Raw genomic sequence first — 24,846 nt, 5'->3', positions numbered from 1 at the left:
GATGTGCCACCGTGAGTTGCGGCATTTGACCGCTGCGCCCGGAAAGCACACAATGCCTCGACTGACGGGTGTCCGGTTGGCGGGCCGCCCCGTGATGGTGGAGGTGAACCGGTGGACGCAGCACACGGGCGTCCGGGCGGCCGTTCCGGGCGGGCCGAAAAATGCCCACAGCCAGGCTTTTTCGGTGCAGGAGCGACGAAAACCGAGCGAATACGGCCGCGCACCGGAGCGATCCGGCGGCTGACCGCGGTACTGTGCGGCGCGCTGGTCCTCGGCGCCGCCGCCTGTTCCGCCCCCACCGACACCGACCCGCTCACCACGGTGACGCGCCCGGCCAACGCCACCGTCGGCGCGATGGTGGCCCTGCCCGGCACGCTGGCCGCCGACTTCAAGGACGTGCAACCGTCCCTGGGCGGCCACGCCGGTATCGCGCTGATGGCCGTCGGTAGCGACCGGTTGACGTCCATGGGCGACTGGACCTCCGGCCCGGCCTGGTCGACGATGAAGGTGCCGCTGACGCTGGCGGTGCTGCGCGCCAACGGCAATACCGGCACGTCCCAGATGTCGGCGGCCATCACCGAATCCGACAACAGCGCCGCTGACGGACTGTGGCAGTCGCTGGGCGCGCCGGACAAGGCGGCGCAGGCCGTGGAGGCGGTCCTGCGCGAGGGCGGCGACACTACCACCGAGGTGCCCGCGACCCGCCGCCGCGCGGAGTACTCCGCCTTCGGCCAGGCCGAGTGGTCCCTGGCCGACCAGGTGCGATTCGCCTCCCGGCTCCCCTGCCTGCCCGACGCCGACACCGTCGTCGGGCTGATGGGCAAGGTGGTGTGGGGCCAGCAGTGGGGCATCGGGCGGCTGGACAACGCCCAGTACAAGGGCGGCTGGGGTCCGGACCCGAGCGGCAGCTATCTGGTCCGCCAGTTCGGGCTGGTGACCACGCCGTCCGGGCAGATGGCCATCGCCCTTGCGGCGCAATCCAATTCGGGCGGATTCGAGGACGGTACCCAGATCCTCAGCAAGCTGGGCGCCCTGGTCGGCAAGCACCTCGGGGAACTGCCCGCCGGGCAGTGCCCCGTCACGCGCTGAGCACTGTTACCGAGGGTTCACGGGGCCGGGGCTGCGCTGCCGCGGTGCGCCCGGCAAGATAGCTGGCATGCGCATCGGAGTCTTGACCGGAGGCGGGGACTGCCCAGGCTTGAACGCGGTCATCCGGGCAGTCGTTCGCACCGCGAACGGCCGCTACGGCGACGCGATCGTCGGTTTCCAGGACGGTTGGCGCGGCCTACTCGAGGATCGCAAGATCCAGATCCAGAACGACGACCGCACCGACCGGCTGCTCACCAAGGGCGGCACCATGCTCGGCACCGCGCGCACCAACCCCGACGTGCTGCGCGCCGGCCTGGGCCGGATCAGACAGACCCTCGACGACAACGGCATCGAGGCGCTCATCCCGATCGGCGGCGAGGGCACCCTGACCGCCGCCAGCTGGCTCGCCGACGAGGGCGTCCCGGTGGTGGGCGTGCCCAAGACCATCGACAACGACATCGACTGCACCGACACCACCTTCGGCCACGACACCGCGATCACCATCGCCACCGACGCCATCGACCGGCTGCACACCACCGCCGAATCGCATCAGCGCGTGATGCTGGTGGAGGTGATGGGCCGGCACGCCGGATGGATCGCCATGAATTCCGGCATCGCCTCCGGCGCGCACCTCACCCTGGTCCCCGAGGTGCCCTTCGACGTGGACGAGGTGTGCACGATGATCAAACGCCGCTTCCAGCGCGGTGATTCGCATTTCATCTGTGTGGTGGCCGAGGGCGCCAAGCCGACGGAGGGTTCGTTCCACCTGCGTGAGGGCGGCGTCGACGAATACGGCCACGAGCGCTTCACCGGCGTCGCGCATCAGCTGGGCGTCGAGATCGAGCGCCGCATCGGCAAGGAGGTGCGCACCACGGTGCTCGGGCACGTGCAGCGCGGCGGCAAACCGACGGCGTTCGACCGGGTGCTGGCGACCAGGTTCGGGGTGCACGCCACCGAGGCCGTGCACGACGGGCAGTTCGGGCAGATGGTGGCGCTGCAGGGCACCCAGATCGAACTGGTGCCGCTGGCGGAGGCGACCAAGCAGCTGAAGCTGGTGCCGGCCGACCGGCACGAGGAAGCGGCGGCGTTCTTCGGCTGAGCGTCGTCTCCGGGTACCCCGTACCGCTCACGCGGTGCCCCGAACCTGGATACGCTTACCGGGGTCGTATCCCCGCCCGGACTTTCCGCGAAGAACGCTGGTAGCCACCATGATGTTCCTCTTCGACTGCACTGTGGATCCCGGTCCGCTGACACCCGATCGAGCGCACGAAGCGATGCAGATCCACAGGTGCTGCACCGTCGATGATTGCCGGGTGCGCCGCCGCGCCAGGCAGATCCTCGTCGATGCCGGGCACATGGTCCTCGACGAACGCGCGGCCCCGTGACCGGGGCTGCGAATCACCTGAGGGGCTGCGAATCGCCTGAGGGGCTGTGAATCACCTGAGGGGCAAGGACTTCCACCACTCGGCGAAGGCGGCGGCGGACAAGCCGCGTGGCGTCGACGGCCAGTAGTCGTCGCTGCAGAACAGCAGGTAGTGCGAGCGCTCGGCGTCGTTCTCGAACGACGTTGTCACGTAGTAGGTGGTGCGCGGCTGATCTTCGGGGGTGTTCCAGCGGTGGTTGGTGTACGGGCTGCCGCTGTTGTGCTCCACCAGTTTCCGGTTGGGGGGCAGGCGCGCGAGGACGGTGTACACGTCCGCGGGCGAACCGTAGGCGAGCAGCGCGTAGTCCGGTTGCTCGTCGTCACCCGCCCAGCAGTCCCACGCGGCGATCCAGTTGCCCAGCAGCGGCTGGCCCTCGTTGTGCTGGACCAAGGGATGTCCCGCCCTGGTCGCGTAACACACCTTGCCGCCGAAGCCGATGCCGTTACCGGCGCTGTCACCGGCCGGTAGGTCGGGCACCAGTCGCGGGAAGGCGGCGTGCATCGCCTGCAGACCTTGCACCGGGTCGGAGATCCGCGGCGGTGTGGTGGTGTCGAAACCGTCCGTGTCCGCGTCGTCGTCACCGGAGGCGACGACGCCGATGACCACCGCCAGCGCCGCGACCAGCAGCACCACCACGAGTATGAGCCAGCCCAGCACGCCGGACGAGCGCCGGGACGGCGGATAGGGCGCCGGGTGCGGGCCGAATCCGGGTGCGGCCGGCGCCGGGGTCGCGGTCGCGGGCGGCGCGGCGGGACCACCCGGCGCGGGCACGGGCATGCCGGGCCGAAGGCCCGCGGCGACGAGCGGCGGAACGGCGGCTCCCGGCGCCACCGCGCCCGCCGCCGCCTCGAGCGGCGCACCTACCGGCACGGACGCCGGATATGCCTGCGGGGCAGGCGGACTCGCCGCCGCGAGCGGCGTGCCCACCGCGGGGAGCTGGCCCGTCGTCGGCCCGACGGGGGCCGGAGCGGTCAGCGCGTGCCGGGCGGCGGCCGCGAATTCGCTACAGCTGGCGAACCTTTCGCGCGGACGCTTGGCCATCGCCTTGGCTATCACCACGTCCATGGCGGGCGACAGCCCGATCCGGCGCATGCTGGCGGGCGGCACCGGCAGTTGCAGATGCCCGTGGATCACCTCGCCGGGATCCTCGGAATCGAACGGGCCGGTCGCGGTGAGCAGCCAATACAGCGCGCAGGCCAGGGAGTACTGGTCCGACCCGTGATCCAGTTCGGCGCCGGTCATCTGCTCGGGGGACGCGTAGGCGAGGGTGGCGGTGAACATCCCGGCCTGGGTGAGGTGCTGGGAATCCTCGCGCAGCCGCGCGATACCGAAGTCGGTCAGGAACACCCGCTCGCCCTTGCCGCCGCCGGAGCGGGCCAGCATGATGTTGGCGGGCTTCACGTCCCGATGCAGTACGCCGTTGCCGTGCGCATAGTCGAGCGCGGCGGCGACGCCCTCGATGATCTGCACCGCGCGCTCCGGCGGGAGCGAGTGCGGGTGCACGGTGGCCGCGTCCACGCCGTCGACGTACTGCATGCTGATCCACAGCTGCTCGTCCTCGACGCCGCGGTCGTAGACGGCGACGATGTTCGGGTGGTCCAGCTGCGCGGCCAGATCGGCCTCGCGTTCGAACCGCGCGCGAATCTCGGCGTCGGCGAACAGTTCCCGGTTCAGCAGCTTCAGGGCCGTGAGGCGCTGCAGGCGCGGGTGGCGCGCGAGGTACACCGACCCCATCCCGCCCTGGCCGAGGAGGCGCTCGATGGAGAACCCGGCGAACACGTCACCGCTGCTGTACACCTGGCGATCCCCTTCCTGCGAGGTACGAGCCGGGATCCTACCTGCCCCGTCAGCCGGGGGTGACCAGGCCGGACTCGTAGGCCAGCACGACCGCCTGCGCGCGGTCACGCAGCTCCAGCTTCGAGAACACCTTGGACACATGGGTTTTCACGGTCTGCTCGGCGACGAACAGCGCCTCGGCGATCTCGGTGTTGGACATGCCCTTCGCGATGAGTTCCAGCACCTCGCGTTCGCGCGGGGTGAGGGCGTCGAGCGCGGGTGTCGGCTTGGGCCGGGCGCGGCGGCGGGTGACGTCGGCGATGAGCCGCCGGGTCACCGTCGGGGCCAGCAGCGCCTGGCCGTCCGCGACCACCCGCACGGCGCGCACCAGTTCCTCGGCGGGCGCGTCCTTGAGCAGGAATCCGCTGGCGCCCAGGCTCAGCGCCTCGTAGACGTAGTCGTCGATGTCGAAGGTGGTCAGCATGAGCACCCGGATGGGCGGATCGAAATTCGCGGCCAGGATCGCCCGCGCGGCGTCGAGGCCGTTCATCTCCGGCATGCGCACGTCCATCAGCACGACGTCGGGGCGTAGCCGTTTGGCCTCTTCGACGGCGACCTTGCCGTCGGCCGCGTCACCGATGACGCTGATATCGGACTGGGCGGCGAGCAGGGCGCCGAAGCCCTGCCGCACCATCGCCTGATCGTCGGCGATCAACACGGTAATCGGCACGTGACGAGACCTCAGCTATAGGGCGATCGCCGCAAGACGGATGGACATCGCAACGAGTTTCGCACGCGGCGCACCGAACCACCGCACCGGCAGGCCCCTCGGACGAACCGCACGGCCGCGGGATCGATACGACCACCACACCACCACAGAATCGGGCGCGATCACCACACGACCACAGGAACGGACGCGACCACTACACGACCACAGGAACGGACGCGACCACTACACGACCACAGGAACGGGCCCAACCACGACACGACCACAGAATCGGGCGCGACCTGACGTCACGCCCGGTCGGTCGGGGCGGCGGACGGTTCGAGGGCGGGAGTGGGGGAATCGGGTGCGGGAGTCGGGGAATCGAGGGCGGGAGTCTCGGGTTGGGCGGGTGCGGGGGCGATCGCGTCGGTGCCGAAGGGCAGTACCGCACGCACCTCGAAACCGCCGTCCGGGCGCGGGCCGGCGGTGAGGGCCCCGCCGATAGCCTCGGCGCGGGCCTGCATACCCGCGACGCCGGTGCCGGAGGTGCCGCTCGCCACGCTCGTTCCCGGGCCGTTGGTGACGACGACCTCCGCCGCGCCCGGGCGGACGCTGATCGCGACCCGCACGGCCGAGCCCGACGCATGGCGCGAGGCATTGGACAGCGATTCCTGCACGATCCGGTAGAGCGCGAGCCCTGTGGTGTCGGGGATGGTCGCCAATTCACCGTCGATGGCCCACTCGATCGACACACCGGCCCGGCGGGCGCCGTCCAGCACGGCCAGCACGTCGGCGGCCGCGGGTTGGGGTGCGTGCTCGGGCAACTGTCCGTCGCTGCGCAGGACACCGAGCATGCTGCGGATCTCGTTGAGCGCCTCGCGCGCGGAGGCGCCGATGGAGGCGAACTCCGCTTGCGCCGCGGGAGACACGTCGGCGACCCGGTAGGGCGCCGTCTGTGCCTGCACCACCACCATCGACATGTGGTGGGCGACCACGTCGTGCAGGTCGCGGGCGATGCGGGCCTTCTCCTCGAGAATCGCCCGGCGGGCACGTTCGAGTTCGTTCTCCTCTTCCTGCCGCACCAGCGCCCGGCGCGAGAGTGCCAGCCAGCGCACCAGCAGACCGAACACCACCAGCCCCGACATGGCGATGGGCCAACCGAACGCCGCATCACCGGTGCGGGCCATGCTGGTCGCGAACAGCAGCGACGAGAACAACCACGCCACCGCGACGATCTGCATCTGCGCCCGCACCGCCACCGCGAACAGCAGCGAGAAGAACACCAGGATGTGCACGACCTGGAACGGCAGCGTATCGCCCGGCTGGTTGGGAATGGCCATCGCGATCACCAGTGCGGAAGCCGCCGAAATCGCCCAGCCGAGAGCCGGATTCACCCGCACGAGCGCGAACGGCACGGCCGCCAGTCCCGCGATGAACGGCTGCGCCGCCGCGGGCACCTGATGGGTGACGTGCAGCGTCGGCCACGCCACGGCGAACAGGATCGCGGTGACCAACGCGGTGAACCCGTCGAAGGCGAGCCGCATCCGTTGTGGGTCGCGTGCCGTCCCAGTCACAAGCCGCGCCATCCGCGCCATCCGAGCCATGCCTACGACAGTAGAAATCCGCTCGACCTGCGTCGTCATACCCCCGGGTGAATTCACACCCCCTACCCCGGTACGAGCCGCCCGCCGGTGTCCCCCGCGGCTGCGGCCGCGGAATCTATCCCCGGCGTGAGGACGGGTGAGGTGCCGGTCCATAACCTAGGCTGTCATGAGCGATGCAACGCAGGACCACCCATCCCGCGCCGAGTCGATCGCCGGCTCGTCGAATTCGCGGGATGCGGGCGCACCGCCCGGCAGCTCCGGACGGCTACGGCGGATGGCGGGAGCCGCGGGTGTGGTCGCGATGGTGGCGGGGTCGACCGTTGCGTTCGCCCCGGCGGCCGCCGCGGCCATCTCGCACCCCGCCCCCGAGAGCGCGGCGGCGCGGACCGCGGTTACCGAGCTGACCGGCGACCGTCCCTGGGAGGCGGCGATCCCCGACGACTTCCCGGCCCAGCAGGGCTATCGACCCGTAGTAGCGGAAGGATTGCTGATCGACCCGAGCGGCGGCTGTTCCTCCCCCATCCCGCTGCCACCCGATTTCGAGACGGCGTGCAAAGCCCACGACCTCGGCTACGATCTGCTCCGCTACGCCGAACGCGAGCATCAGCCGCTCGGCCCGTGGGCGCGGCAGGCCGTCGACGCCGCCCTCGAACACCGCATGTACGCGGCCTGCGGCAACCATTCCGAGCCACTCGACAAGACCCGGTGCGAGGTCCTCGCGAGCGTCGCCACGACCGCCGTCGATCTCAACTCCCGTCGCCAGAACTACGCGACGCCCGTGCCGGAGTACGTGTTCGGCACCGAGCTGTCCGGCGCCGAGGTGGGTCACCAGGTGGTTGCCCCGGTGGTCGGCGGCATCGTCGCCGTGCTCGCGGTGATCCTGGGCATCCGCAGGCTGCGCCGCCGCGGCAGCACACCGGCCGCACTGCTGCGCCGGAGGCCGCGGATTGCGTACTGACCGCGGGCACGACCCGCACCGGGCGGCGTCGCCGACGCACCCGGACACACACACTCGTGAGCCCGGTGGGCTCGTGAGGGCCGACTCGTCGGCCGCATTCCCCGCCGCACCCGCACGGCCGTGCCGGTGCGCGCGGTACCTGACCGCCGACGGGTGGCACGGCGTCTTCGGCGTGCCCGCCGTCAGCGCATCCCGCGCCGTCTCGAATTACCCAGCCGTACTGAGGATTTCGCATGTCTACCACCGTTGCCGGGCCAGAGGGCCGCCTTGCCCGACTCGAGCTCCGCCCGCCTGTGATCGGCCGCGCGCCCCGCCGCCGATTCCGCACTCCGCCCCGCCTCGGGACGTCACTGGCCGTGTCGCTGGGCGCCGCGGCCTCGCTGTCGCCCGGGCTGCTGCCCCGCACCGCCACCGCCCAGGCGATCCTGACAGCCTTGCTGGTCACCCTCGCGTTCGCCGTCGCCGGTGCGCTGCGCGCGCTCACTCGACGTCGCGGCTTCGACATCAACCGCGAACTTCCCGGCGCCCGGATGCCGGTGGCGCTCACCGGGACGCTGGTGGTCAGCGCGTGCCTGGTACGGGCTCAGCAGTGGCAGAACGATTTGCGGGCCGCCATGGGCGTACCGGCCGTCTCGCTCGGACATTGGGGCCGCTGCGCCGTCGGCGCCGCCCTGATCGTGCTGATTCTGGTCGGCACGGTGCGCGGCCTGCGCTGGTGTGCCGGACGCATCGGCCGGCGCCGCAGCGCCGGACTGGTTCTGGTCGCGGCGCTGTCCACCCAGTTCGTGCTGCTGCCGACCGCGATGGATCGGCACCGCTTCGTCGCCGTCGCCGATGCGGGCTCGGATTCCACACTGACACAACCACTTTCGATGGCCCGATCGGGCAGTGCCGCCTCGGTGGTCGGCTGGGATACGCTCGGCGCCGAAGGCCGCAAATTCGTCGCCGGGACCGTCACCTCGCGCGCGGTGCGGACCTACGTCGGGCTGGATTCCGCGCCCGACCTCGAGTCCCGCGTGGCCCTGGCCATCCGCGAACTGGAACGCTCCGGCGGCTTCGAGCGCGCCCATCTGGTCGTGACGGTGCCGACCGGGTCCGGCTGGATCGACTCGCACGCCGCCGACGGCCTCGAGCGACGGTTCGGCGGCGATGTCGCACTGGTCGGCCTGCAGTACTCGGCCGCGCCGAGCTGGGCGACCTTCGTCTTCGGCCGCCGCTCCGCCGAGGACTCCGCCCGCGCGCTGTTCACCGCCGTGGAGCGGCGGATCGCCACGCTGGCGCAGCGGCCCCGCCTCTACGTCTACGGCCAGAGCCTCGGCGCCACCGCGGGCAGCGCGATCTTCGCCGACGAGGCCGATCAGCAACGCCGGGTCTGCGCCGCGCTGTGGGCCGGGCCGCCCGCGGGGCGCGTGCACCGCGCCGGCGCGACGGTTCTCGCCAACTCCTCCGACCCGGTCGTCCAGTGGACACCCGAACTGCTCTGGCGCGCACCGGATCTCACCGGCACCCGGCCGGACGCCCCGCACCCGCGCTGGCTGCCTGTGCTCGGCTTCATACAGACGACGGCCGATCTGCTGACGGCTCTCGGTCCGCCGCCGGGCCACGGTCACCGCTACGGTACGGATCAGGGGACCGCCCTGGGGTCCTGCTGACGACGCCTGCCTGGTGACCACGGTGTCCGCCGCGGTGACCTGCCCGCGGCACCGGGCCACCGGAGCGGTGTGCACGGCACATAGTATGTGTACCGCGCACATCATCGGCCCGGGCAACGGTGCCCGTGCTATACCGGTCCCCGCGGACCGGCAGCGCGAACAGGCGGAAGGACGGCATGGACAAGCCCACGGACCTCGTCGAATTCGAGACCATGCTGCTCGGCCGGTACACCCTCAACCCGCGATACCGCCGCGACAACACCCGCCTGGAACGCAGCGCCTACCTGCTGCTGAGCCGCCTGGCCATTGCCGGTCCGATGTCGATCGGCCAACTCAGCGACGCCTTCGGACTCGACGCGTCCACCCTCAACCGCCAGACCGCCGCGCTGGTGCGGAGCGGACTGGTCGAGCGCATCCCGGATCCGGAGGGCGGCATGGCCCGCAAGTTCCGGATCACCGACGAGGGCGAGCAGCGCCTCGCCGCCGAGCGCAAGGCCAACGTCGACGGCCTGGGCCGCGTAATGAAGGACTGGTCGGCCGACGACGTCGCCACCTTCGCCGGCTACCTCCAACGGCTCAACACCGACATAGAACGCATCGACGGACGGCCCTGGCCGCGGCCTTGAGCGACGGGCACCGCTCCGAGGGCGGGCCCGCCCATCGAAGCCGTTGCCTCCCTTACGCGAAAGCGCCGTGCGCTCAGGCGATGGCACCGCGGGCTGTCTCGTAGGCCGCGCCCACGCGGTAGAGGCGGTCGTCGGCGAGTGCCGGTGCCATGATCTGGAGGCCGACCGGCATGCCGTCGTCGCGGCTCAGCCCGGACGGCACCGACATGCCGCAGTATCCGGCCAGGTTGGTCGGGAGCGTGCACAGGTCCGACAGGTACATGGCCAGGGGGTCGTCGACCTTCTCGCCCAGTTTCCACGCGGTGAACGGGCTCGTCGGCGAGACCAGCACATCGACCTGCTCGTAGGCCTTGTCGAAGTCCTGCGCGATCAGCGTGCGCACCTTCAGCGCCTGACCGTAGTAGGCGTCGTAGTACCCGGCCGACAGCGCGTAGGTGCCGATCATGATGCGGCGCTTGACCTCCGGCCCGAAACCGGCCTCGCGGGTCGCGGCCATCACCTGTTCGGCGCTGTGCTGCCCGTCGTCGTCCACGCGCAGGCCATAGCGCATGGCGTCGAACCGGGCCAGGTTCGACGACACCTCGCTGGGGAGGATCAGATAGTAGGCGGGCAGCGCGTATTCGAAGTGCGGGCAGGACACCTCGATCACCTCGGCGCCCAGGTCCTTCAGCACGGCCACGGCCGCGTCGAAGGAGGCGAGCACGCCCGGCTGATAGCTCTCGGAGTGCAACTCCTTGACCACACCGATCTTCACGCCGCCGAGATCGCCGCGCGCACCCTGGCGCGCCGCCTCGACCACCGGGGCGACCGGGGCGTTGCGCGAGGTCGAATCCTTCGGGTCGTAACCGGCGATCACCTCGTGCAGCAGCGCCGTGTCGAGCACGGTGCGCCCGCACGGACCGCCCTGGTCCAGCGACGAGGCGCAGGCCACCAGGCCGTACCGCGACACCGTGCCGTAGGTCGGCTTGGTCCCGACCGTACCGGTCATCGCGGCGGGCTGGCGGATCGAACCGCCCGTGTCGGTGCCGATGGACAGCGGTGCCTCATAGGCCGCCAGCGCCGTCGCCGATCCGCCGCCGGAACCGCCCGGAATGCGCTGGGGATCCCACGGATTCAGCGTCGGGCCGTAGGCCGAGTTCTCCGTGGACGAACCCATCGCGAACTCGTCCATGTTGGTCTTGCCGAGGATCGGGATGCCGGCCTCGCGCAGCTTCGCCGTCACGGTCGCGTCGTACGGCGGAACCCAGCCCTCCAGGATCTTCGACCCGCAGGTGGTCGGCATGTCCGTGGTGGTGAAAACATCCTTGAGCGCCAACGGAACTCCGGCCAGCGGCGAGGCCACGGTTCCGGCGGCGATCGCGCGGTCCACCTCGGCGGCGGTCCGGCGGGCCTGCTCACCGGCCACGTGCAGGAAGGCGTTGTACTCGCCGTCCACATCCGCGATGCGCCGCAGATGCGCCTCGGTGACCTCGACGGAGGACACCTCGCGGGCGTGGATCTTCGCCGCCAGCTCGGCCGCGCTCAGCTTCGTCAGCTCGCTGTCGCTCATTCGCCCTCTCCCAGGATCTGCGGGACCATGAAGCGCTGTTCCTCGACCGCGGGCGCACCCGACAGCGCCTGCTCCGGCGTGAGGCCGGGCACGACGGTGTCCGGGCGGGTCACGTTGGTGGTCGGGTTCGGCGAGGCGGTGGCCGGCACGTCGGCGGCGACTTCCGCGATGACCTGCACGTGGCTCAGGATCGAATCGAGCTGGCCGGCATACCGGTCGAGCTCTTCGTCGGTCAGGGCGAGCCGGGACAACCGGGCGAGGTGTGCGACCTCGTCGCGGGAGATGGCGGGCACCGCGGGACCCCTTTCGGCAGGTTGGAGATGGCGAGGCTATAGCCTAGCCGTTCGGCGCCACCCGGCCCACAATGGCAGTGGCATACGTCACTCCCCCGGCTTCGAGTCGGTGACCGAGACCCGCGAGTGTAAGTATTGCGAGACGGGGGTATCCGTCCGAAAGTTTCGGTCGCACAGGAAAGGAAGGAACGCACGTGTCATTCCTGCTTCGCGTGCAACTTCCGGATCGCCCGGGAAGTCTCGGTTCACTCGCATTGGCTCTGGGCTCCGTCGGCGCCGACATCCTCTCGCTGGATGTGGTCGAACGCGGCGCCGGCTACGCGATCGACGATCTCGTGGTGGAGGTTCCCTCGGGCGCGCTACCCGACACCTTGATCACCGCGGCCGAATCCCTGGCCGATGTGCGGGTCGACTCGCTGCGACCGTACTCCGGCATCCTCGACACCCATCGCGAGCTGGAACTGATCGACCAGGTGGCCAGCGCCCGCGACGACCGATTACAGGTGCTCGTCGAGGGGGTGCCCCGCGTACTGCGCGTCGGCTGGAGCACCGTGATCGACATGGGCCCGCAGGGCGCCTACCGGGTGGTGGGCAGCCAGAGCGCACCGCAGACCCAGGCGGTGACGGTGCCGTGGATGCCGCTGGAGAAGCCGGCCGCGCTCGACGGCGAGGCCGGCTGGGTGCCGCAGATCTGGAAGGACATGGACACCAAGCTGGCCGCGGCCCCGCTGGGTAACACCGGCAAGGTGCTGCTGCTCGGCCGCCCGGGCGGACCGGAGTTCCGGCCGTCGGAAGTGGCGCGGCTGGGTTATCTCACGGGGATAATCGCCACCGTCCTCGGCTGAGACGTGCACCCGGGACCGCTCACACCGCCAGTCGCATGACCGTCAGGGGCAGTCCGGTGGCGGTCCGCCAATCACGTTCGGGCACACCGGCGAAGCCCAGCCGCTCGTAGATGCGCCGCGCCTCGGGCATCGACGGCATGGTGGTGAGCACGACCGCGGACAGGCCCTCGGCGCGCGCGGTGTCGATGACCCGATTCACCAGCGCCGTGCCCACACCCGCGCCGCGCGCTCGCTTGGCCACCGCGAGCATCCGGAACTCCAGTTCACCCGGCCGGGCGATGGCGGCGTAGTCGGTCCCGTACCGGGCGATGGTGAGCGAGCCGAGCACCTCGCCGTCGCGCACGGCCACCAGCACCTCGGCAGCCGCCGAGCGGGTCGCGGTGTCGAACAGCTCTGCGACGTAGGGGCTTTCGGCGTCGACGTGCCCCTCACCGACATAGACCTCGACGGTCAGTGCGCCCACGGTCGCGAACTCCTCGGTCCGCGCCGTCCGGAGCTCGATGCCGGAATCCACCATCACACAACACCTTTCGCTTGTTCTACCCGGCACGGAGACCTCCGCCGGATCACTCCAGCGCGGACGGACCGCCCTCGAGTAATCGCCGGAAGCCGTCCTCGTCCAGGATCGGGACGCCCAGTTCCTCCGCCTTGGCCGCCTTGGAGCCCGGCGCGTCGCCGATCACCACGTACGCGGTCTTCTTCGAGACCGAGCCCGCCGCCTTGCCGCCGCGGACCAGGATCGCCTCCTTGGCCTCGTCGCGGGAAAGGGTCTGCAGCGAACCGGTGACCACGATCGACAGGCCCTCGAGAGTGCGCTCGATGGATTCGTCGCGTTCGTCGGCCATCCGCACGCCGGCGGCGTCCCACTTCGCCACGATGGCGCGGTGCCAGTCGACGGCGAACCATTCCTTCACCGCGACCGCGATGGTGGGGCCTACGCCGTCGACCGCGGACAACTCCTCGAGTGTCGCGTTCTCGATGCGGTCCATGCTGCCGAGTTCGGCGGCGAGCGCGCGGGCCGCGGTCGGGCCGACGTGGCGGATCGACAGCGCGACCAGCACCCGCCACAGCGGACGGTCCTTGGCGCTGTCCAGGTTCTGCAGCAACCGCTTGCCGTTGGCCGACAGGCTGCCGTTCTTGTTGACGAAAAGCGTTGTGGTGAGCAGCTTTTCCTCGTCGAGGTCGAACAGGTCGCCCTCGTCGGCGATCACGCCCGACTTCAGCAGGTCGACGGCGGCCTCGTAACCGAGCGCCTCGATGTCGAACGCACCGCGCCCGGCCATGTGAAATACCCGCTCGCGCAACTGTGCCGGGCAGTACCGCTGGTTGGGGCAGCGGATGTCGGCGTCGCTCTCCTTCTCCGGCGCCAGTTCGGTGCCGCACTCCGGGCAGTGCGTGGGCATCACGAATTCGCGTTCGGAGCCGTCGCGCACGTCGACCACCGGGCCCAGCACCTCGGGGATTACGTCGCCCGCCTTGCGGATGGTGACCGTGTCGCCGATCAGCACGCCCTTGCGCTGCACCTCGGCGGCGTTGTGCAGCGTGGCCATCGACACCGTGGACCCGGCCACGGTGACGGGCTCCATCACCGCGAACGGCGTGACCCGACCGGTGCGGCCGACATTGACCTGGATATCGCGCAGTTTGGTGGTGACCTCCTCGGGCGGGTACTTGTAGGCGATCGCCCAGCGCGGGGCGCGGGAGGTGGAGCCGAGGCGGCGCTGCAGCACCATCTCGTCGACCTTGACCACCTGGCCGTCGATCTCGTGCTCGATGTCGTGGCGGTGCTCGCCCCAGTACCTGATGCGCTCGACCACCGCGTCGGCGCCCCGCACCCGGACCGTGTGCGACGACACCGGCAGGCCCCACGCCGCCAGCGCGCGATAGGCCTCGTACTGGGAGGCCGGGGTGAAACCCTGCATGCGGCCGAAGCCGTGGCAGATCATCCGCAGCCGCCGGCGCGCCGTCACCGCCGGGTCCTTCTGGCGCAGCGAACCGGCGGCGGTGTTGCGCGGATTGGCGTAGGGCGGCTTGCCCTCGGCGACGATGGCGGCGTTGAGGGTCTCGAAATCCGACAGCCGGAAATAGACCTCGCCACGCACCTCGAGCAGTTTCGGTATCGGGAATTCGTCATTCGCGGCGAGCCGGACCGGGATGTCGTCGATGGTGCGGGCGTTGAGCGTGACGTCCTCACCGGTGCGGCCGTCGCCGCGGGTGGCCGCCCGGGTCAGCCGCCCGTCCTCGTAGACGAGATTGAGCGCGACGCCGTCGATCTTCACCTCGCACACGTAGTGGATGTCGGGGCCGGTCTCCGCCTCCACCCGGCTCACCCACACCCGCATCTCCTCCTCGTCGAAGACGTTGTCCAGCGACAACATTCGCTCGAGGTGGTCGACCGCGGTGAACTCGGTGGCGAAGCCGCCGCCGACCAGCTGCGTCGGCGAGTCCGGCGTGCGCAGGTCCGGGTGGGCCTCTTCCAGCGCCAGCAGCCGCTGGAACAGCGCGTCGAACTCGCCGTCGGAGATGATCGGCGCGTCGCGCACGTAGTAGCGGAACTGGTGCTCGCGCACCTCCTCCGCCAGCCGCTGCCACTGCGTACGCTCGTCCGCTGTCGCTTCGCTGCTCTCGATCCCGGATTCGCTCACAGCACGCAGATTAGCGGAGTCCACCGACACCCCTACGGCACATTCGGGCACGTCGCAGCCGTTGCCGGGGTGGTCCGCGGGTCACCGGCCGCGACCGTGTCGACATCCCGGGCGCGACGGTAGATGATCGAGCCCTACCGGTGACCGCACGGACACCGCGATCTGGAGGCCAGATGGAACTCGGCAAGGCACTCGACTTCGCTCGCACCCACCGCAGGTCGGTGCTGACCACCATCCGCCGCAACGGCCGCCCGCAGCAGTCCAATGTGCTGCACCTGGTGGGCGACGACGATGTCATCCGGATCTCGATCACCGCCGACCGCGCGAAGTACGTCAACCTGCGCCGCGAGCCCTGGGCCGCGATCCACGTGACCAGCGACGATTTCTGGGCCTACGCGGTCGTCGAGGGCGACGTGCAGCTGACGGCGGTCGCCGCCGATCCCCACGACGCGGCCGTCGAGGATCTGGTCGACTACTACCGCGCGGCGAGCGGCGAACACCCGGACTGGGACGACTATCGCCGTGCCATGGTCACCGAACGCCGCGTCCTGGCCCGCATCACCCCCACCCGCGTCTACGGCATGCTGCCCTGAGTCGGTGACGACGGTACGGAACTGACTCGATATCAGGGCGCGGGCGTCACCGACTCGGCCGTCTCCCAGTCGTTCGGATGGCCGTGCTCGGACGGGTCGTAGAGCACCACGAACCAGAACCGCTGCGGCGCCGACAGCGGAAACGGCCCGACCGCCAACTCCTCGGAGCTGTAGCGATCACTACTCATGGTCCGAACCCAACTCGGCGCCCCACTCTGCTGACCTATCCATTTCTGATAAACCGCACGTGCGGGGCGGGCAGCCATGATCACCGACATCAGCGGCAGCGCATCGAGTTCCGCCACCGTGGAAACAAACCGCAGACCATCGCTCACGACAGCCAATCTATTGGAGCCGAGCCCGATTTTCCCAGCCGTTCGGCACGGTAAGTCGCCACACCGCCGCGAATCAGCCGCAGGCCGGCGGCTCACTCGAACTGCAGCACCTCGCCGGTTTCCAGGAGCGTCTTCAGGTTGGCCAGGATGCTGGGCCACCCGCCGCTGAATGCCTCGAGCAGTGTGCTGCCCGTTTCGAAACCGTCGTGTACGACAGTGAGTTTCACGACTTCGCCCATGGGCTCGATTTCGAACGTCACCTTGGAACGCGGCTCGCTCATCCATTTCTGGGCCGTCTCGTGGTCGATACCGAACTGGTCCGCGTGTTCGAGGCTCATGGTGTGCCAGGTGTAGGAGAGTTTGCGGTAGGGCTCGGCTGCCAGCACTACCTGTTCGGGATCGCTGCTCTTCCAATCCTTTTCATACCAGGTCATGGGTGAGCCCGGCTGCCAGTCGGTGTCGAAGGAGGCGCCCCAGTACCGCTTGGTGAAGGTGGGGTCGGTGAGCGCCTGCCACAGTTTGCGGTCCGTTGTCTTGATGTAGGTGGTGTAGACGAATTCCTCGGCCATGGTTGTGCCCTCCAGTGCGGTTTTCAGGTCGGCCAGCGCGGTGACGCGCCCTCGGTCGTAGCGGTTGATCCAGCGGTCGGCGATGGCGTTGACGGGTTCGGCGTTGAGGTAGTGCAGCTTTTCCCGGCCGCGGCGGCGAGTCGTGACCAGATTCGCCGATTCGAGTACGGCCAGGTGCTTGCTGACCGCCTGGCGGGTCATGTCCAGTCCGGCGCACAGCTGCCGGAGCGTCTGACCGTTGTCCGCGTTCAGGCTGTCCAGCAGCAGGCGCCGACTGGGATCGGCCAGCGCCTTGAACACCTCGTCCACTCCGCCACCTCCATAGGCAACCATTTGGATGCCTTTCCACAATAGGCATCCATTTGGTTGCATGTCAATGCCGATGTCGCGGACCGGCGGGGCGGGCGGCAGGATGGCACGGGTGTTGCGCAGTTTTCAGGTGACGAACCACAGATCACTGGCCGAGACGCAGGAGCTGCGGCTGGTCGGCAGCCGGGCGGGGGCGCTGCCCGCACCCGTGACCGCCGTGCACGGCACCGCGGCGACCGGCAAGTCCAGCCTCGTCGACGCGCTGGGCCACATGCGCGACGCGGTGCTGAACTCCGTCACCGGCTGGGATCCCTACGCCGGTCCGGTGCGGCGGCCGCATCTCGGATTCGCCGACCGCCCTTCGGAATTCGTCGCCACCTTCGTGGCCGAGGGGGTGCCCTACACCTACGGTTTCCGCCTCGACAACGCCGATGTCACCGCCGAGTGGTTGCACAGCCACCCGCTCAACCGCAAGCGCGTCGTCTTCGAGCGCGAGGGCGCCGACGTGCGCATCGGACCGCTGTTCGAGCCGGTGCGCTACGGCATCGGCGCGCTGGTGCCCCTGGTACGCCCGAATGCGTTGCTGCTCAGCCTGACCGGGCAGATGTACGCCGAGGCGCTCGTCCCGGCGTACCGCTGGTTCGCCGCGCAGCTGGATGTGCAACGCGGGCAACAGGATACGCAGACCATCGCGCACCAGCTCGGCAGCCACATCTCTCGCTCCGCGGACAACGCCGCGCGCCTGCTCACGCTGCTGCGGTCGGCCGATCTCGGCATCGAGGACCTGTTGATCGCCGAGAACGACCCGCTGTACGCCGACTATCTGCGCGATCTGGACAGCGACATCGCCGGCGCGGCAAGCGAACTCGACGCCTGCCTGGCCTCCCCGGCCCGCGCCGAGCAATTGCAGCAGACCCACGGACTCACCCCGACCGGACTCGAACGCGAACTGAGCAACCTGCGCGCGGCCCGCGACACCCTCTATTCGCGCATGGTGGCCCGCCGCGGCGTCGGCCTGGGCCTGGTGCACGAGGGCATCGACGCCACGTTCGACATCGCCGACGAGTCCACGGCGACCCTGGCCCTGCTGCGCCTGCTCCCGCCCATGCTGGACGCCCTGGACACCGGCCGGGTGCTGGCCGTCGACGACATCGACACCCACCTCACCGGCGACGCGGCCGACCGGCTGATCCAGCTGTTCCAGAACCCCGAGACCAACTCCCGCGGCGCCCAGCTGATCTTCACCACCCGCAACCGCACCCTGGTCGACCGTGGCAACGGCCGCTCCCAAACCCGCCGCACCACCGTCTGGCAACTCCGCCGCACCTCGCAGGGCGCCACCGAACTCACCACACTCTGAGCACGCACCGATGCCCGCATAGCATGGTGGCATGGTGGAGATCGCGTTCCTGGTGACCGCTGTCGTGGTGCTCGTGGCGCTGGTCATGGCGTATCGGCGCGGTCGGGGCGGCGGCGCGGCTCGGGGCGGCTCGGGGTGGAATCGCCCGCAGCCCGAGGTGGGGACACTGCACGTGACCGGGGTCAGTCCGCGGCCTGCCGCGCAGGGGAATCAGTACGTGACCATCACCGGCACGATTTCGGGGCCGTCGGTCGGCGGAGAGACGGTGTACGGCCGATTCGCCTGGGACGTGAACCAGTGGCCCTCCCCCGGCGATCAGATCCCGGTCGAATATCCGCCGGGCAAACCGCAGAACTGGCAGCTGGGTCACCCGGGCGCCCGCCCCTACTTCGGCGGCTGACGGCCGGTCACTCGAAACTGATCGACTCCGGCTCCTGGGCGAAGACCCGGGCGGTCTCGGTGGCCAGTTCGAGAGCGCGGCGGGCCCAGGTCAGCGAGGCGCCCGCCAGGCCGCAAGCGGGCGTGACGAGGACGCGCTCGCGCAGCAGACGCCGGGGGAAGCCGAGGCGGTCGATCAGCCGGACGCCGGGCTCCGCCGTCTCCCGCCAGGTGACCCGGCCGGTCGGGGCGGTGGTCGGCACCAGTCCGAGGGCCAGGAACTTGCCGGAGTCGAGGAGCTCACCGACACCGTCGAGATCGCGGGAGCCGATCGTGGCGATATCGAAACCGATCGCGGCGGCCGAACTTCGGCGCAACAGACCGAGCGCGGGCGGTTCGGCGCACGTGTGCACGAGGACCGGCACGCCCGGCGCGGTCACGACGGTGTCGAGGATGTCCAGGGCTTCGGGCTCCGGCACCGCACGCACCGTGTGCAGCACGCTCGCCCCCCGGATGGAGCCGTCGAGCACCGCGGTCAGCGACGGTTCGTCCAGCTGCACCACGACATTCGCGCCGAGCCGCTTGCCGACCTCGGCGGCGTGCTCGGCCAGGCCCTCGGCCAGCGAGGCCGAAAGATCGCGCACCGCACCGGGATCGGTGAGCACCCGATGCCCATTGGCGAGCTCGACCTGCGCGGCCAGCGTCAGCGGGCCCGGCGCCTGCACCTTCACCGACCGGCCCGTCCCCGCCGGACCCGCTGTCTCCCAAGCCTCTTCGAGCGCGTCCAGATCGGTGCGCAGCAGATCGAACGCGCGCCGCGAGACCGAGCCGGGCCGCGGCGCGATCCGGTAGGCGCGCGTCGAGGTCTCGAACTGCATATCCACCAGCAGCGCCGAGGCTCGCCCGATCAGGTCGGAACCTACTCCGCGGCCGGGCAATTCGACCAGGTGCGGCAGGCTGCCGAGTTCACCGACGATGGTCGCCGCCGCCTCGCGCACGTCCGTGCCGGGCCAGGACCCGACACCGGTCGCGATGCCGCCTCGCAGCACTACTTGTTCACCCGACGTCACGTGCACCATCCAGCTCGTTCGATTGTGATGTCCACACCCGCGAGTCGCCACGGCGAAATCGTCGCGGACCGCGGACGTCGACTTCACCGCGCGTCCGCACGCGATACCCACAGCCTACGGCGCACGCCCCTCAGCGGGCCGAATCGGGCGCCGATCGCACCAGATCGGCCTCGGCGCGGGCGGTGCCGCTGATGGTGCCGCTGCCGATCACCTCGTCACCCGCCGCGTCCGGGCGGTACAGCACGACGGCCTGGCCACGGGCCACCCCGGTCAGCGGCTCCCGCAACCGCACCACGAGCCCGCCCTCAACCGCCTCCGCGACCGCGGGCGCGGTGCCGCCGTGCGCGCGCACCTGCGCCACGCATTCGATCGGCCCGTCCGGCGCGGCGCCGGAGGTCCAGATCGGCCGCTCGGCCAGCACCGTGGACACCTCGAGCTCCTCGGCGCCGCCGACGCGCACGGTACCCGAATCGGGATCGATCTCGGTGACGTAGCGCGGGCGGCCGTCCGGCGCGGGCCCGGGCAGTCCCAGCCCCTTGCGCTGGCCGATCGTAAAGCCGTGCACCCCTTCGTGTTCGGCGAGCTTGCGGCCATCGGAATCGACGATCGCGCCGGGCCGCACACCGATCTTGGCGCCCAGGAACGCGCGGGTGTCGCCGGAGGGGATGAAGCAGATGTCGTGCGAGTCGGGCTTGTCGGCCACGGCGAGACCGCGCTCGGCGGCCTCGGCGCGGATCTGCGGCTTCGGGGTGTCGCCCACCGGGAACATGGCGCGGCTCAGCTGCTCGGCCGTGAGCACGGCCAGCACGTAGGACTGATCCTTGTCGGCATCGACCGCCCGGCGCAGCACGCCGTTCTCGAGTCGCGCGTAGTGGCCGGTCGCGACGGCGTCGAAGCCGAGGGCCACCGCCCGGTCCGCCAGCGCGGAGAACTTGATCTTCTCGTTGCACCGCAGGCAGGGGTTGGGGGTCTCACCGGCGGCGTAGGCGGCGACGAAGTCGTCGATCACGTCTTCTTTGAAGCGGTCGGCGAAATCCCAGACGTAGAAAGGGATTCCGAGCACATCCGCGGCGCGCCGGGCGTCGCCGGCATCCTCCTTGGAGCAGCAGCCGCGCGACCCGGTGCGCAGGGTTCCGGGCGTCGCCGACAGCGCCAGGTGCACGCCGACCACCTCGTGACCGGCCTCGACCGCGCGGGCGGCCGCCACGGCGGAATCCACACCGCCGCTCATCGCTGCGAGCACTCTCATCGCGTACCTCCTTTCGCACCGGCCAGTCCGGCCGCCTTGGCCCGCTCCACCACCGGCGGCAACACCTCCAGCAGTCTCGCTATGTCGTATTCGGTTGTGGTGTGCCCCAACGAGAATCGCAGCGAACCGCGCGCCTGCCGAGTCTCGACCCCCATGGCCAGCAGCACGTGGCTGGGCGCGGCGACCCCGGCATTGCAGGCCGAGCCCGTGGAGCATTCGATCCCGGCGGCGTCCAGCAGCATCAGCAGCGAATCACCTTCACAGCCCGGGAAAGTGAAGTGGACGTTGCCGGGCAACCGGCGCACACCCTCCGGGCCGTTGAGGACGGCGTCGGGAATCGCCGCCCGCACCCCGGCGATCAGATCGTCGCGCAGCCGCACCAATTCCTCTGTGCGCGTGGGCAATCCACGCGCGGTCTCGCGCAGCGCCGCGGCCAGGCCGAGCGCTCCGGGCACGTCGGAGGTGCCCGACCGCAGGTCGCGTTCGTGGCCGCCGCCGTGGATCATCGGCACGCAGGGCACCTGCCGGCCCAGCAGCAGGACGCCGATACCGTGCGGGCCGCCCACCTTGTGGCCCGCGAAACTGGCCGCGGACAGGCCAGTGACGCCGAAGTCGATGGGCAGCTGCGCGGCGGCCTGCACCGCGTCGCTGTGCATCGGGATGTCGAATTCCTGTGCGACAGCGGACAATTCGTTGATCGGCTGGATGGTGCCGACTTCGTTGTTCGCCCACATGACGGTGACCAGCGCCGTCTCGGCGGCGTGCTCGGACAGTGCCGCGCGCAACGTGCGCGGCGACACCGTGCCCGTCCCGTCGACCTCCAGCAGTGTGACCCGCGCGCCCTCGTGCTGCTCCAGCCACTCGACGGCATCGAGTACCGCGTGGTGTTCGACGGCGCTGACCAGAATGCGGCTCCGCCGCGGATCGGCGTCGCGTCGCGCCCGGTAGATCCCCTTCACGCCGAGGTTGTCGCTCTCCGTCCCGCCGGAGGTGAAGATGACCTCCGAGGGCCGCGCGCCCAGGTCCGCAGCGATCGACTCGCGCGCCTCCTCCAGCTGCCGCCGCGCCGCCCGCCCGGAACCGTGCAGCGACGACGCGTTACCCGCGCTGTGCAGGGCAGCCGTCATCGCCTCGACCGCGCCAGGGAACATGGGTGTCGTGGCCGCGTGATCGAGGTAGACCGTCTTGGGCACCGCACCGACCGGACCCGGGAAAGCCGACTTCATGACCGATAAAGCCTATCCCACCGCTGACCTGGTCATCTTCGGGGTCCACCCCTGCCTTCCACGAATTTTCTACGATTTACCCACGATCTCCAACACGTGTATCACCTGTCTGTATTCCTGGATCGACGACAAGGCGCTGATGAGAACGCCGAGCGGGAATGACGCGGGGCGACGACCCGCCGGAGCTGCCGCTGGTTATCGCAGATCGAGCGGTATCCGGCTGACCACCGCGTCGTACCGTGCGCGTGTCCGATCCAGCTCCTCGCCGCTGACCTCGGTGCCGAGGCCGGCAAGGATTTCGTAGATGCGCAGGGCTTCGGTGGCCAGGGTCATGGCCTCGGGCAGAGCGGCCATCGCCCGGCACGATTCCAGCCGGCAATGCCATACCAGCCACTCGTCGGAACTGTAGAACTTGTCCCGGGCCGCCAGTGTCGCGTCCAGATGCCTTGTGGTCATCGAATCGGATTTGATCCGTAGTTGCGTTGATATCAGCCGTTCGGCCAGGAACAACCGTGCCTGCGCCGCCAGTGTCACCCGGCGCGCTCCGGTGAACACGGTGACTGTTCCGTCGGCCAACGCGAACGGCGATCTCACCGGATCCTGGTCCGCCAACGCCATGATCCGCACCGGGTCCAGAGTGGTCAGTTCCGGGCGGTCCCACGCCCACAGCACAGCTCGGGCCGCGTTGACAGTGACCTCCGACATCATCCGGCCCGTCACGCCGGCCGCCACGACCGATCGGCGCATCGCGATTTCGCCGTAGGCACAGCGCGGCGCCGGGGCGTCGAGGTCGGTGCAGATCAACCGGAACAGCACCGATTCGCCGGCGCTGGCCGCTCTCCCGAACCGAGGTGCCGCCATCCGCCGGGCGAGCCGATTCGCCGACGGCGTCTCCACCAGCTTCTGGTACGCGCGCATCGCGTGTCGCCACGATTCCAGTGCTTGTCGCTGCAACCGATCGAACTCGTCGGCCATCGATCTGCTCCCTCGCTCAACGAAGAATCTGTCCTCCTGCGCTACCGCCCGGCATGAATCCTGGTCGGCCGGGCAACAACGCCTGCGCGATCGCAGCGCACGTCGCGGCCGGCGGTAGCGCCCGCCCACAACGCGCGGAGACGGTCTCGGGACAGCGCAAAACCACTGCGCGAGTTCGGTTGTCGACCTGCGCCCCCGGCACACCGGTTATGCCCGCCAGCTGTCCGAGGTGGGCGCAGCGTAATCGCAGTCGTCCGGGACCGGTCCCCGCGATCTCCTGGTTCACTGCCGGGACGACTCCTCGCGCCCACCTCGTTTCGCGCGACGGAACCCGCTGGCCAGAAAGGGATTTCACTGATCATGGGTACAGCCACACACCATTGGGTCACCGCGTTCGCCGCCGTCGTCGGCGCCGGGATCGTCCTGGCGGCTCCGGCGTCGGCCGGGCCGCCGGGCCACTGCCTGCAGCTCGACGATCCGGCGCCGTGCGGTGTCGTCATCAACGAAAGCGCCGTCAAGATCGGCGTTTTCAACAACTGGGACCGGCCACTGCCCGACAGCGAGAATCCCCCGCTCACGATGCCCGGCAGCGACGACTGGAACACCTACGCCCAGAAGCACCCCGATACCGCCACCCTGATCTGGGACCACTGGTCGACCACCAAGGACCCAGACGGCATGCAGGCGACCCTGCTCGATGCCGGCGCCACCTCGTCCTCGCTCGGCCCCGGTTTCAAAGACACCGACGGCTTCTACATCGGCCCGCACATGCGCGCGTTCGTCACCGTCGAATCCGCCCTCCAGCCCCGTGCGCTCTGCGTCTACGGCCCGGTGTACCACCAGGTCCACGACGGCGAGACAGCGCATGTCCAAGCCGGGAAAGACAACTGCTGACACGGCCGCTCACGGCCCACACCTCGGTCCGCACGACAACAGGAGAACATCATGAACCCACGCTCCGCCGTGATCGCTACCATCGGCTCGCTCGCGGCACTCGTCGCGCTCATCTCCGGCGCGGCCGGCCCCGCCGCGGCGCACACACCCGGCGGCACCCGCGCGATCACCGCACCCGCCGCGGTGGCCCCGCTGCTACATCCAGCGGACAAACCCACCATCCCCTGCACCAAAGCAAATGAGGGACAGCAGATTCCCCAGCCCCCGTCCGTCGGCGTCGAACGAGGATTCTGGACCTGCGAGCACCGCGGATATCCGCCGGAGAACGCCGTCTACGACTGGTACATCAGCTGACCGGCCGCGCCCGCGCCGTTTCGCGGGAGACGCGGTCTTCCGACGTCCTCCGGGCGCGGCCCGCGGGCGCACTCACACCACCACCGTGACCGCATCACCCACACACCGAACCCTGCCGCCGGTCCCGTGCGCCAGTGCGATTTCCGCATAGGCATCGCGGGACCGGTCCCGTGCGGTGCCCATCATGACGCGCTCTGTGTGTGGAAACAGCAAATGGCAGCGTGAGGCGTTCGAGCATGGGGTTCGACACACCACGCGCGTACGGGGGCCGCTCGCACAAGATCGGCCGTGACCTCGACCGTCGCGCCGATCCGGCAAGCCGCGCCGGCACCGTGCTACCCGTTCCGGCCGTGCTGACCACGTGAAC

The 24,846-nt window shown here is 70.0% G+C and carries 25 protein-coding genes; 12 read left to right on the top strand and 13 right to left on the bottom strand.

From position 1 onward, the window contains the following. Window positions 1–111 precede the first annotated feature (111 nt). Both NWFMUON74_RS09770 and NWFMUON74_RS09765 read left to right on the top strand, forming a co-directional pair. Complete coding sequence (locus tag NWFMUON74_RS09770) at window positions 112–1,089, top strand: serine hydrolase (RefSeq protein ID WP_232110935.1); 978 nt, start codon at window positions 112–114, stop codon at window positions 1,087–1,089. A gap of 67 nt (window positions 1,090–1,156) precedes the next feature. Continuing rightward, entirely contained in the window at window positions 1,157–2,188 is a 1,032-nt protein-coding gene (locus tag NWFMUON74_RS09765) for an ATP-dependent 6-phosphofructokinase (RefSeq protein ID WP_187687511.1), read from the top strand. A 337-nt stretch (window positions 2,189–2,525) separates the two neighbouring features. Here NWFMUON74_RS09765 and NWFMUON74_RS09760 read toward each other — a convergent pair whose 3' ends face one another. The 3 genes from NWFMUON74_RS09760 to NWFMUON74_RS09750 form a co-directional block, all read right to left on the bottom strand. Then, window positions 2,526–4,310, bottom strand: a complete 1,785-nt coding sequence (locus NWFMUON74_RS09760) for a serine/threonine-protein kinase (protein WP_187687510.1) — start codon at window positions 4,308–4,310, stop codon at window positions 2,526–2,528. A gap of 49 nt (window positions 4,311–4,359) precedes the next feature. Beyond that, window positions 4,360–5,019: a response regulator gene (locus NWFMUON74_RS09755; protein ID WP_187687509.1), complete on the bottom strand. Its 660-nt coding sequence runs from the start codon at window positions 5,017–5,019 to the stop codon at window positions 4,360–4,362. Between the two features lie 284 nt (window positions 5,020–5,303). Continuing rightward, window positions 5,304–6,581 (bottom strand): sensor histidine kinase, encoded by a 1,278-nt coding sequence (locus tag NWFMUON74_RS09750; protein WP_425300714.1) that lies wholly within the window; start codon window positions 6,579–6,581, stop codon window positions 5,304–5,306. Window positions 6,582–6,765: 184 nt separating this feature from the next. On the opposite strand from NWFMUON74_RS09750, the gene NWFMUON74_RS09745 reads away from it, so the two are divergent. The 3 genes from NWFMUON74_RS09745 (at window position 6,766) to NWFMUON74_RS09735 (ending at window position 9,835) form a co-directional block, all read left to right on the top strand. Beyond that, the gene (locus tag NWFMUON74_RS09745) at window positions 6,766–7,557 is read left to right on the top strand and encodes a hypothetical protein (RefSeq protein WP_187687507.1); all 792 of its coding nucleotides are present in this window, start codon (window positions 6,766–6,768) and stop codon (window positions 7,555–7,557) included. Window positions 7,558–7,790: 233 nt separating this feature from the next. Beyond that, window positions 7,791–9,209 carry an alpha/beta-hydrolase family protein gene (locus NWFMUON74_RS09740; RefSeq protein WP_187687506.1) on the top strand — a complete coding sequence of 473 codons (1,419 nt, stop codon included), beginning with the start codon at window positions 7,791–7,793 and terminating at the stop codon, window positions 9,207–9,209. A gap of 176 nt (window positions 9,210–9,385) precedes the next feature. After that, the gene (locus NWFMUON74_RS09735; protein ID WP_187687505.1) at window positions 9,386–9,835 is read left to right on the top strand and encodes a MarR family winged helix-turn-helix transcriptional regulator; all 450 of its coding nucleotides are present in this window, start codon (window positions 9,386–9,388) and stop codon (window positions 9,833–9,835) included. A gap of 73 nt (window positions 9,836–9,908) precedes the next feature. Here NWFMUON74_RS09735 and gatA read toward each other — a convergent pair whose 3' ends face one another. Both gatA and gatC read right to left on the bottom strand, forming a co-directional pair. After that, the gene (gene gatA / locus NWFMUON74_RS09730; protein ID WP_187687504.1) at window positions 9,909–11,384 is read right to left on the bottom strand and encodes an Asp-tRNA(Asn)/Glu-tRNA(Gln) amidotransferase subunit GatA; all 1,476 of its coding nucleotides are present in this window, start codon (window positions 11,382–11,384) and stop codon (window positions 9,909–9,911) included. Further along, window positions 11,381–11,677: an Asp-tRNA(Asn)/Glu-tRNA(Gln) amidotransferase subunit GatC gene (gene gatC / locus NWFMUON74_RS09725; protein WP_187687503.1), complete on the bottom strand. Its 297-nt coding sequence runs from the start codon at window positions 11,675–11,677 to the stop codon at window positions 11,381–11,383. Before gatC ends, gatA begins: the two co-directional genes overlap by 4 nt. A 194-nt stretch (window positions 11,678–11,871) precedes the next feature. On the opposite strand from gatC, the gene NWFMUON74_RS09720 reads away from it, so the two are divergent. After that, window positions 11,872–12,522, top strand: coding sequence for an ACT domain-containing protein (locus tag NWFMUON74_RS09720; RefSeq protein ID WP_187687502.1), 651 nt, complete (start codon window positions 11,872–11,874; stop codon window positions 12,520–12,522). Between the two features lie 19 nt (window positions 12,523–12,541). Here NWFMUON74_RS09720 and NWFMUON74_RS09715 read toward each other — a convergent pair whose 3' ends face one another. After that, entirely contained in the window at window positions 12,542–13,039 is a 498-nt protein-coding gene (locus NWFMUON74_RS09715) for a GNAT family N-acetyltransferase (RefSeq protein ID WP_187687501.1), read from the bottom strand. Window positions 13,040–13,088: 49 nt separating this feature from the next. After that, complete coding sequence (gene ligA, locus NWFMUON74_RS09710; protein WP_187687500.1) at window positions 13,089–15,167, bottom strand: NAD-dependent DNA ligase LigA; 2,079 nt, start codon at window positions 15,165–15,167, stop codon at window positions 13,089–13,091. Between the two features lie 173 nt (window positions 15,168–15,340). Here ligA and NWFMUON74_RS09705 point away from each other — a divergent pair, with 173 nt between their 5' ends. After that, on the top strand, window positions 15,341–15,760 hold the full coding sequence (locus tag NWFMUON74_RS09705; protein ID WP_187687499.1) for a PPOX class F420-dependent oxidoreductase: 420 nt from the start codon (window positions 15,341–15,343) through the stop codon (window positions 15,758–15,760). Window positions 15,761–15,792: 32 nt separating this feature from the next. Here NWFMUON74_RS09705 and NWFMUON74_RS09700 read toward each other — a convergent pair whose 3' ends face one another. Continuing rightward, the gene (locus NWFMUON74_RS09700; protein ID WP_187687498.1) at window positions 15,793–16,095 is read right to left on the bottom strand and encodes a hypothetical protein; all 303 of its coding nucleotides are present in this window, start codon (window positions 16,093–16,095) and stop codon (window positions 15,793–15,795) included. Window positions 16,096–16,187: 92 nt separating this feature from the next. Continuing rightward, entirely contained in the window at window positions 16,188–16,973 is a 786-nt protein-coding gene (locus NWFMUON74_RS09695) for an ArsR/SmtB family transcription factor (RefSeq protein WP_187689043.1), read from the bottom strand. A gap of 61 nt (window positions 16,974–17,034) precedes the next feature. Between NWFMUON74_RS09695 and NWFMUON74_RS09690 the strand changes: the two genes are divergently transcribed. Further along, window positions 17,035–18,333 carry an AAA family ATPase gene (locus NWFMUON74_RS09690; RefSeq protein WP_232110934.1) on the top strand — a complete coding sequence of 433 codons (1,299 nt, stop codon included), beginning with the start codon at window positions 17,035–17,037 and terminating at the stop codon, window positions 18,331–18,333. A 31-nt stretch (window positions 18,334–18,364) separates the two neighbouring features. Further along, on the top strand, window positions 18,365–18,733 hold the full coding sequence (locus tag NWFMUON74_RS09685; protein ID WP_187687497.1) for a hypothetical protein: 369 nt from the start codon (window positions 18,365–18,367) through the stop codon (window positions 18,731–18,733). A 7-nt stretch (window positions 18,734–18,740) separates the two neighbouring features. Here the strand turns inward: NWFMUON74_RS09685 and NWFMUON74_RS09680 are convergent, their stop codons facing one another. The 4 genes from NWFMUON74_RS09680 to NWFMUON74_RS09665 form a co-directional block, all read right to left on the bottom strand. After that, the gene (locus tag NWFMUON74_RS09680; RefSeq protein WP_187687496.1) at window positions 18,741–19,790 is read right to left on the bottom strand and encodes a methionine synthase; all 1,050 of its coding nucleotides are present in this window, start codon (window positions 19,788–19,790) and stop codon (window positions 18,741–18,743) included. Window positions 19,791–19,911: 121 nt separating this feature from the next. Beyond that, a complete protein-coding gene (mnmA, locus tag NWFMUON74_RS09675) occupies window positions 19,912–21,030 on the bottom strand; it encodes a tRNA 2-thiouridine(34) synthase MnmA (RefSeq protein ID WP_187687495.1) in 1,119 nt (372 codons plus the stop codon). After that, entirely contained in the window at window positions 21,027–22,256 is a 1,230-nt protein-coding gene (locus NWFMUON74_RS09670; protein WP_187687494.1) for a cysteine desulfurase family protein, read from the bottom strand. Before NWFMUON74_RS09670 ends, mnmA begins: the two co-directional genes overlap by 4 nt. 195 nt (window positions 22,257–22,451) lie before the next feature. Next, complete coding sequence (locus NWFMUON74_RS09665; RefSeq protein ID WP_187687493.1) at window positions 22,452–23,231, bottom strand: hypothetical protein; 780 nt, start codon at window positions 23,229–23,231, stop codon at window positions 22,452–22,454. 360 nt (window positions 23,232–23,591) lie between these two features. On the opposite strand from NWFMUON74_RS09665, the gene NWFMUON74_RS09660 reads away from it, so the two are divergent. The 3 genes from NWFMUON74_RS09660 (at window position 23,592) to NWFMUON74_RS36535 (ending at window position 24,844) form a co-directional block, all read left to right on the top strand. Then, a complete protein-coding gene (locus tag NWFMUON74_RS09660) occupies window positions 23,592–24,125 on the top strand; it encodes a hypothetical protein (protein WP_187687492.1) in 534 nt (177 codons plus the stop codon). 51 nt (window positions 24,126–24,176) lie between these two features. Continuing rightward, window positions 24,177–24,479, top strand: coding sequence for a hypothetical protein (locus tag NWFMUON74_RS09655; RefSeq protein WP_187687491.1), 303 nt, complete (start codon window positions 24,177–24,179; stop codon window positions 24,477–24,479). Window positions 24,480–24,715: 236 nt separating this feature from the next. Beyond that, entirely contained in the window at window positions 24,716–24,844 is a 129-nt protein-coding gene (locus NWFMUON74_RS36535; protein ID WP_269475327.1) for a hypothetical protein, read from the top strand. Window positions 24,845–24,846 lie beyond the last annotated feature (2 nt).

This window comes from Nocardia wallacei, assembly GCF_014466955.1.
In the GTDB taxonomy this organism is placed as follows: domain Bacteria; phylum Actinomycetota; class Actinomycetes; order Mycobacteriales; family Mycobacteriaceae; genus Nocardia; species Nocardia wallacei.
This window is presented reverse-complemented; position numbering and strand designations above follow the sequence as displayed.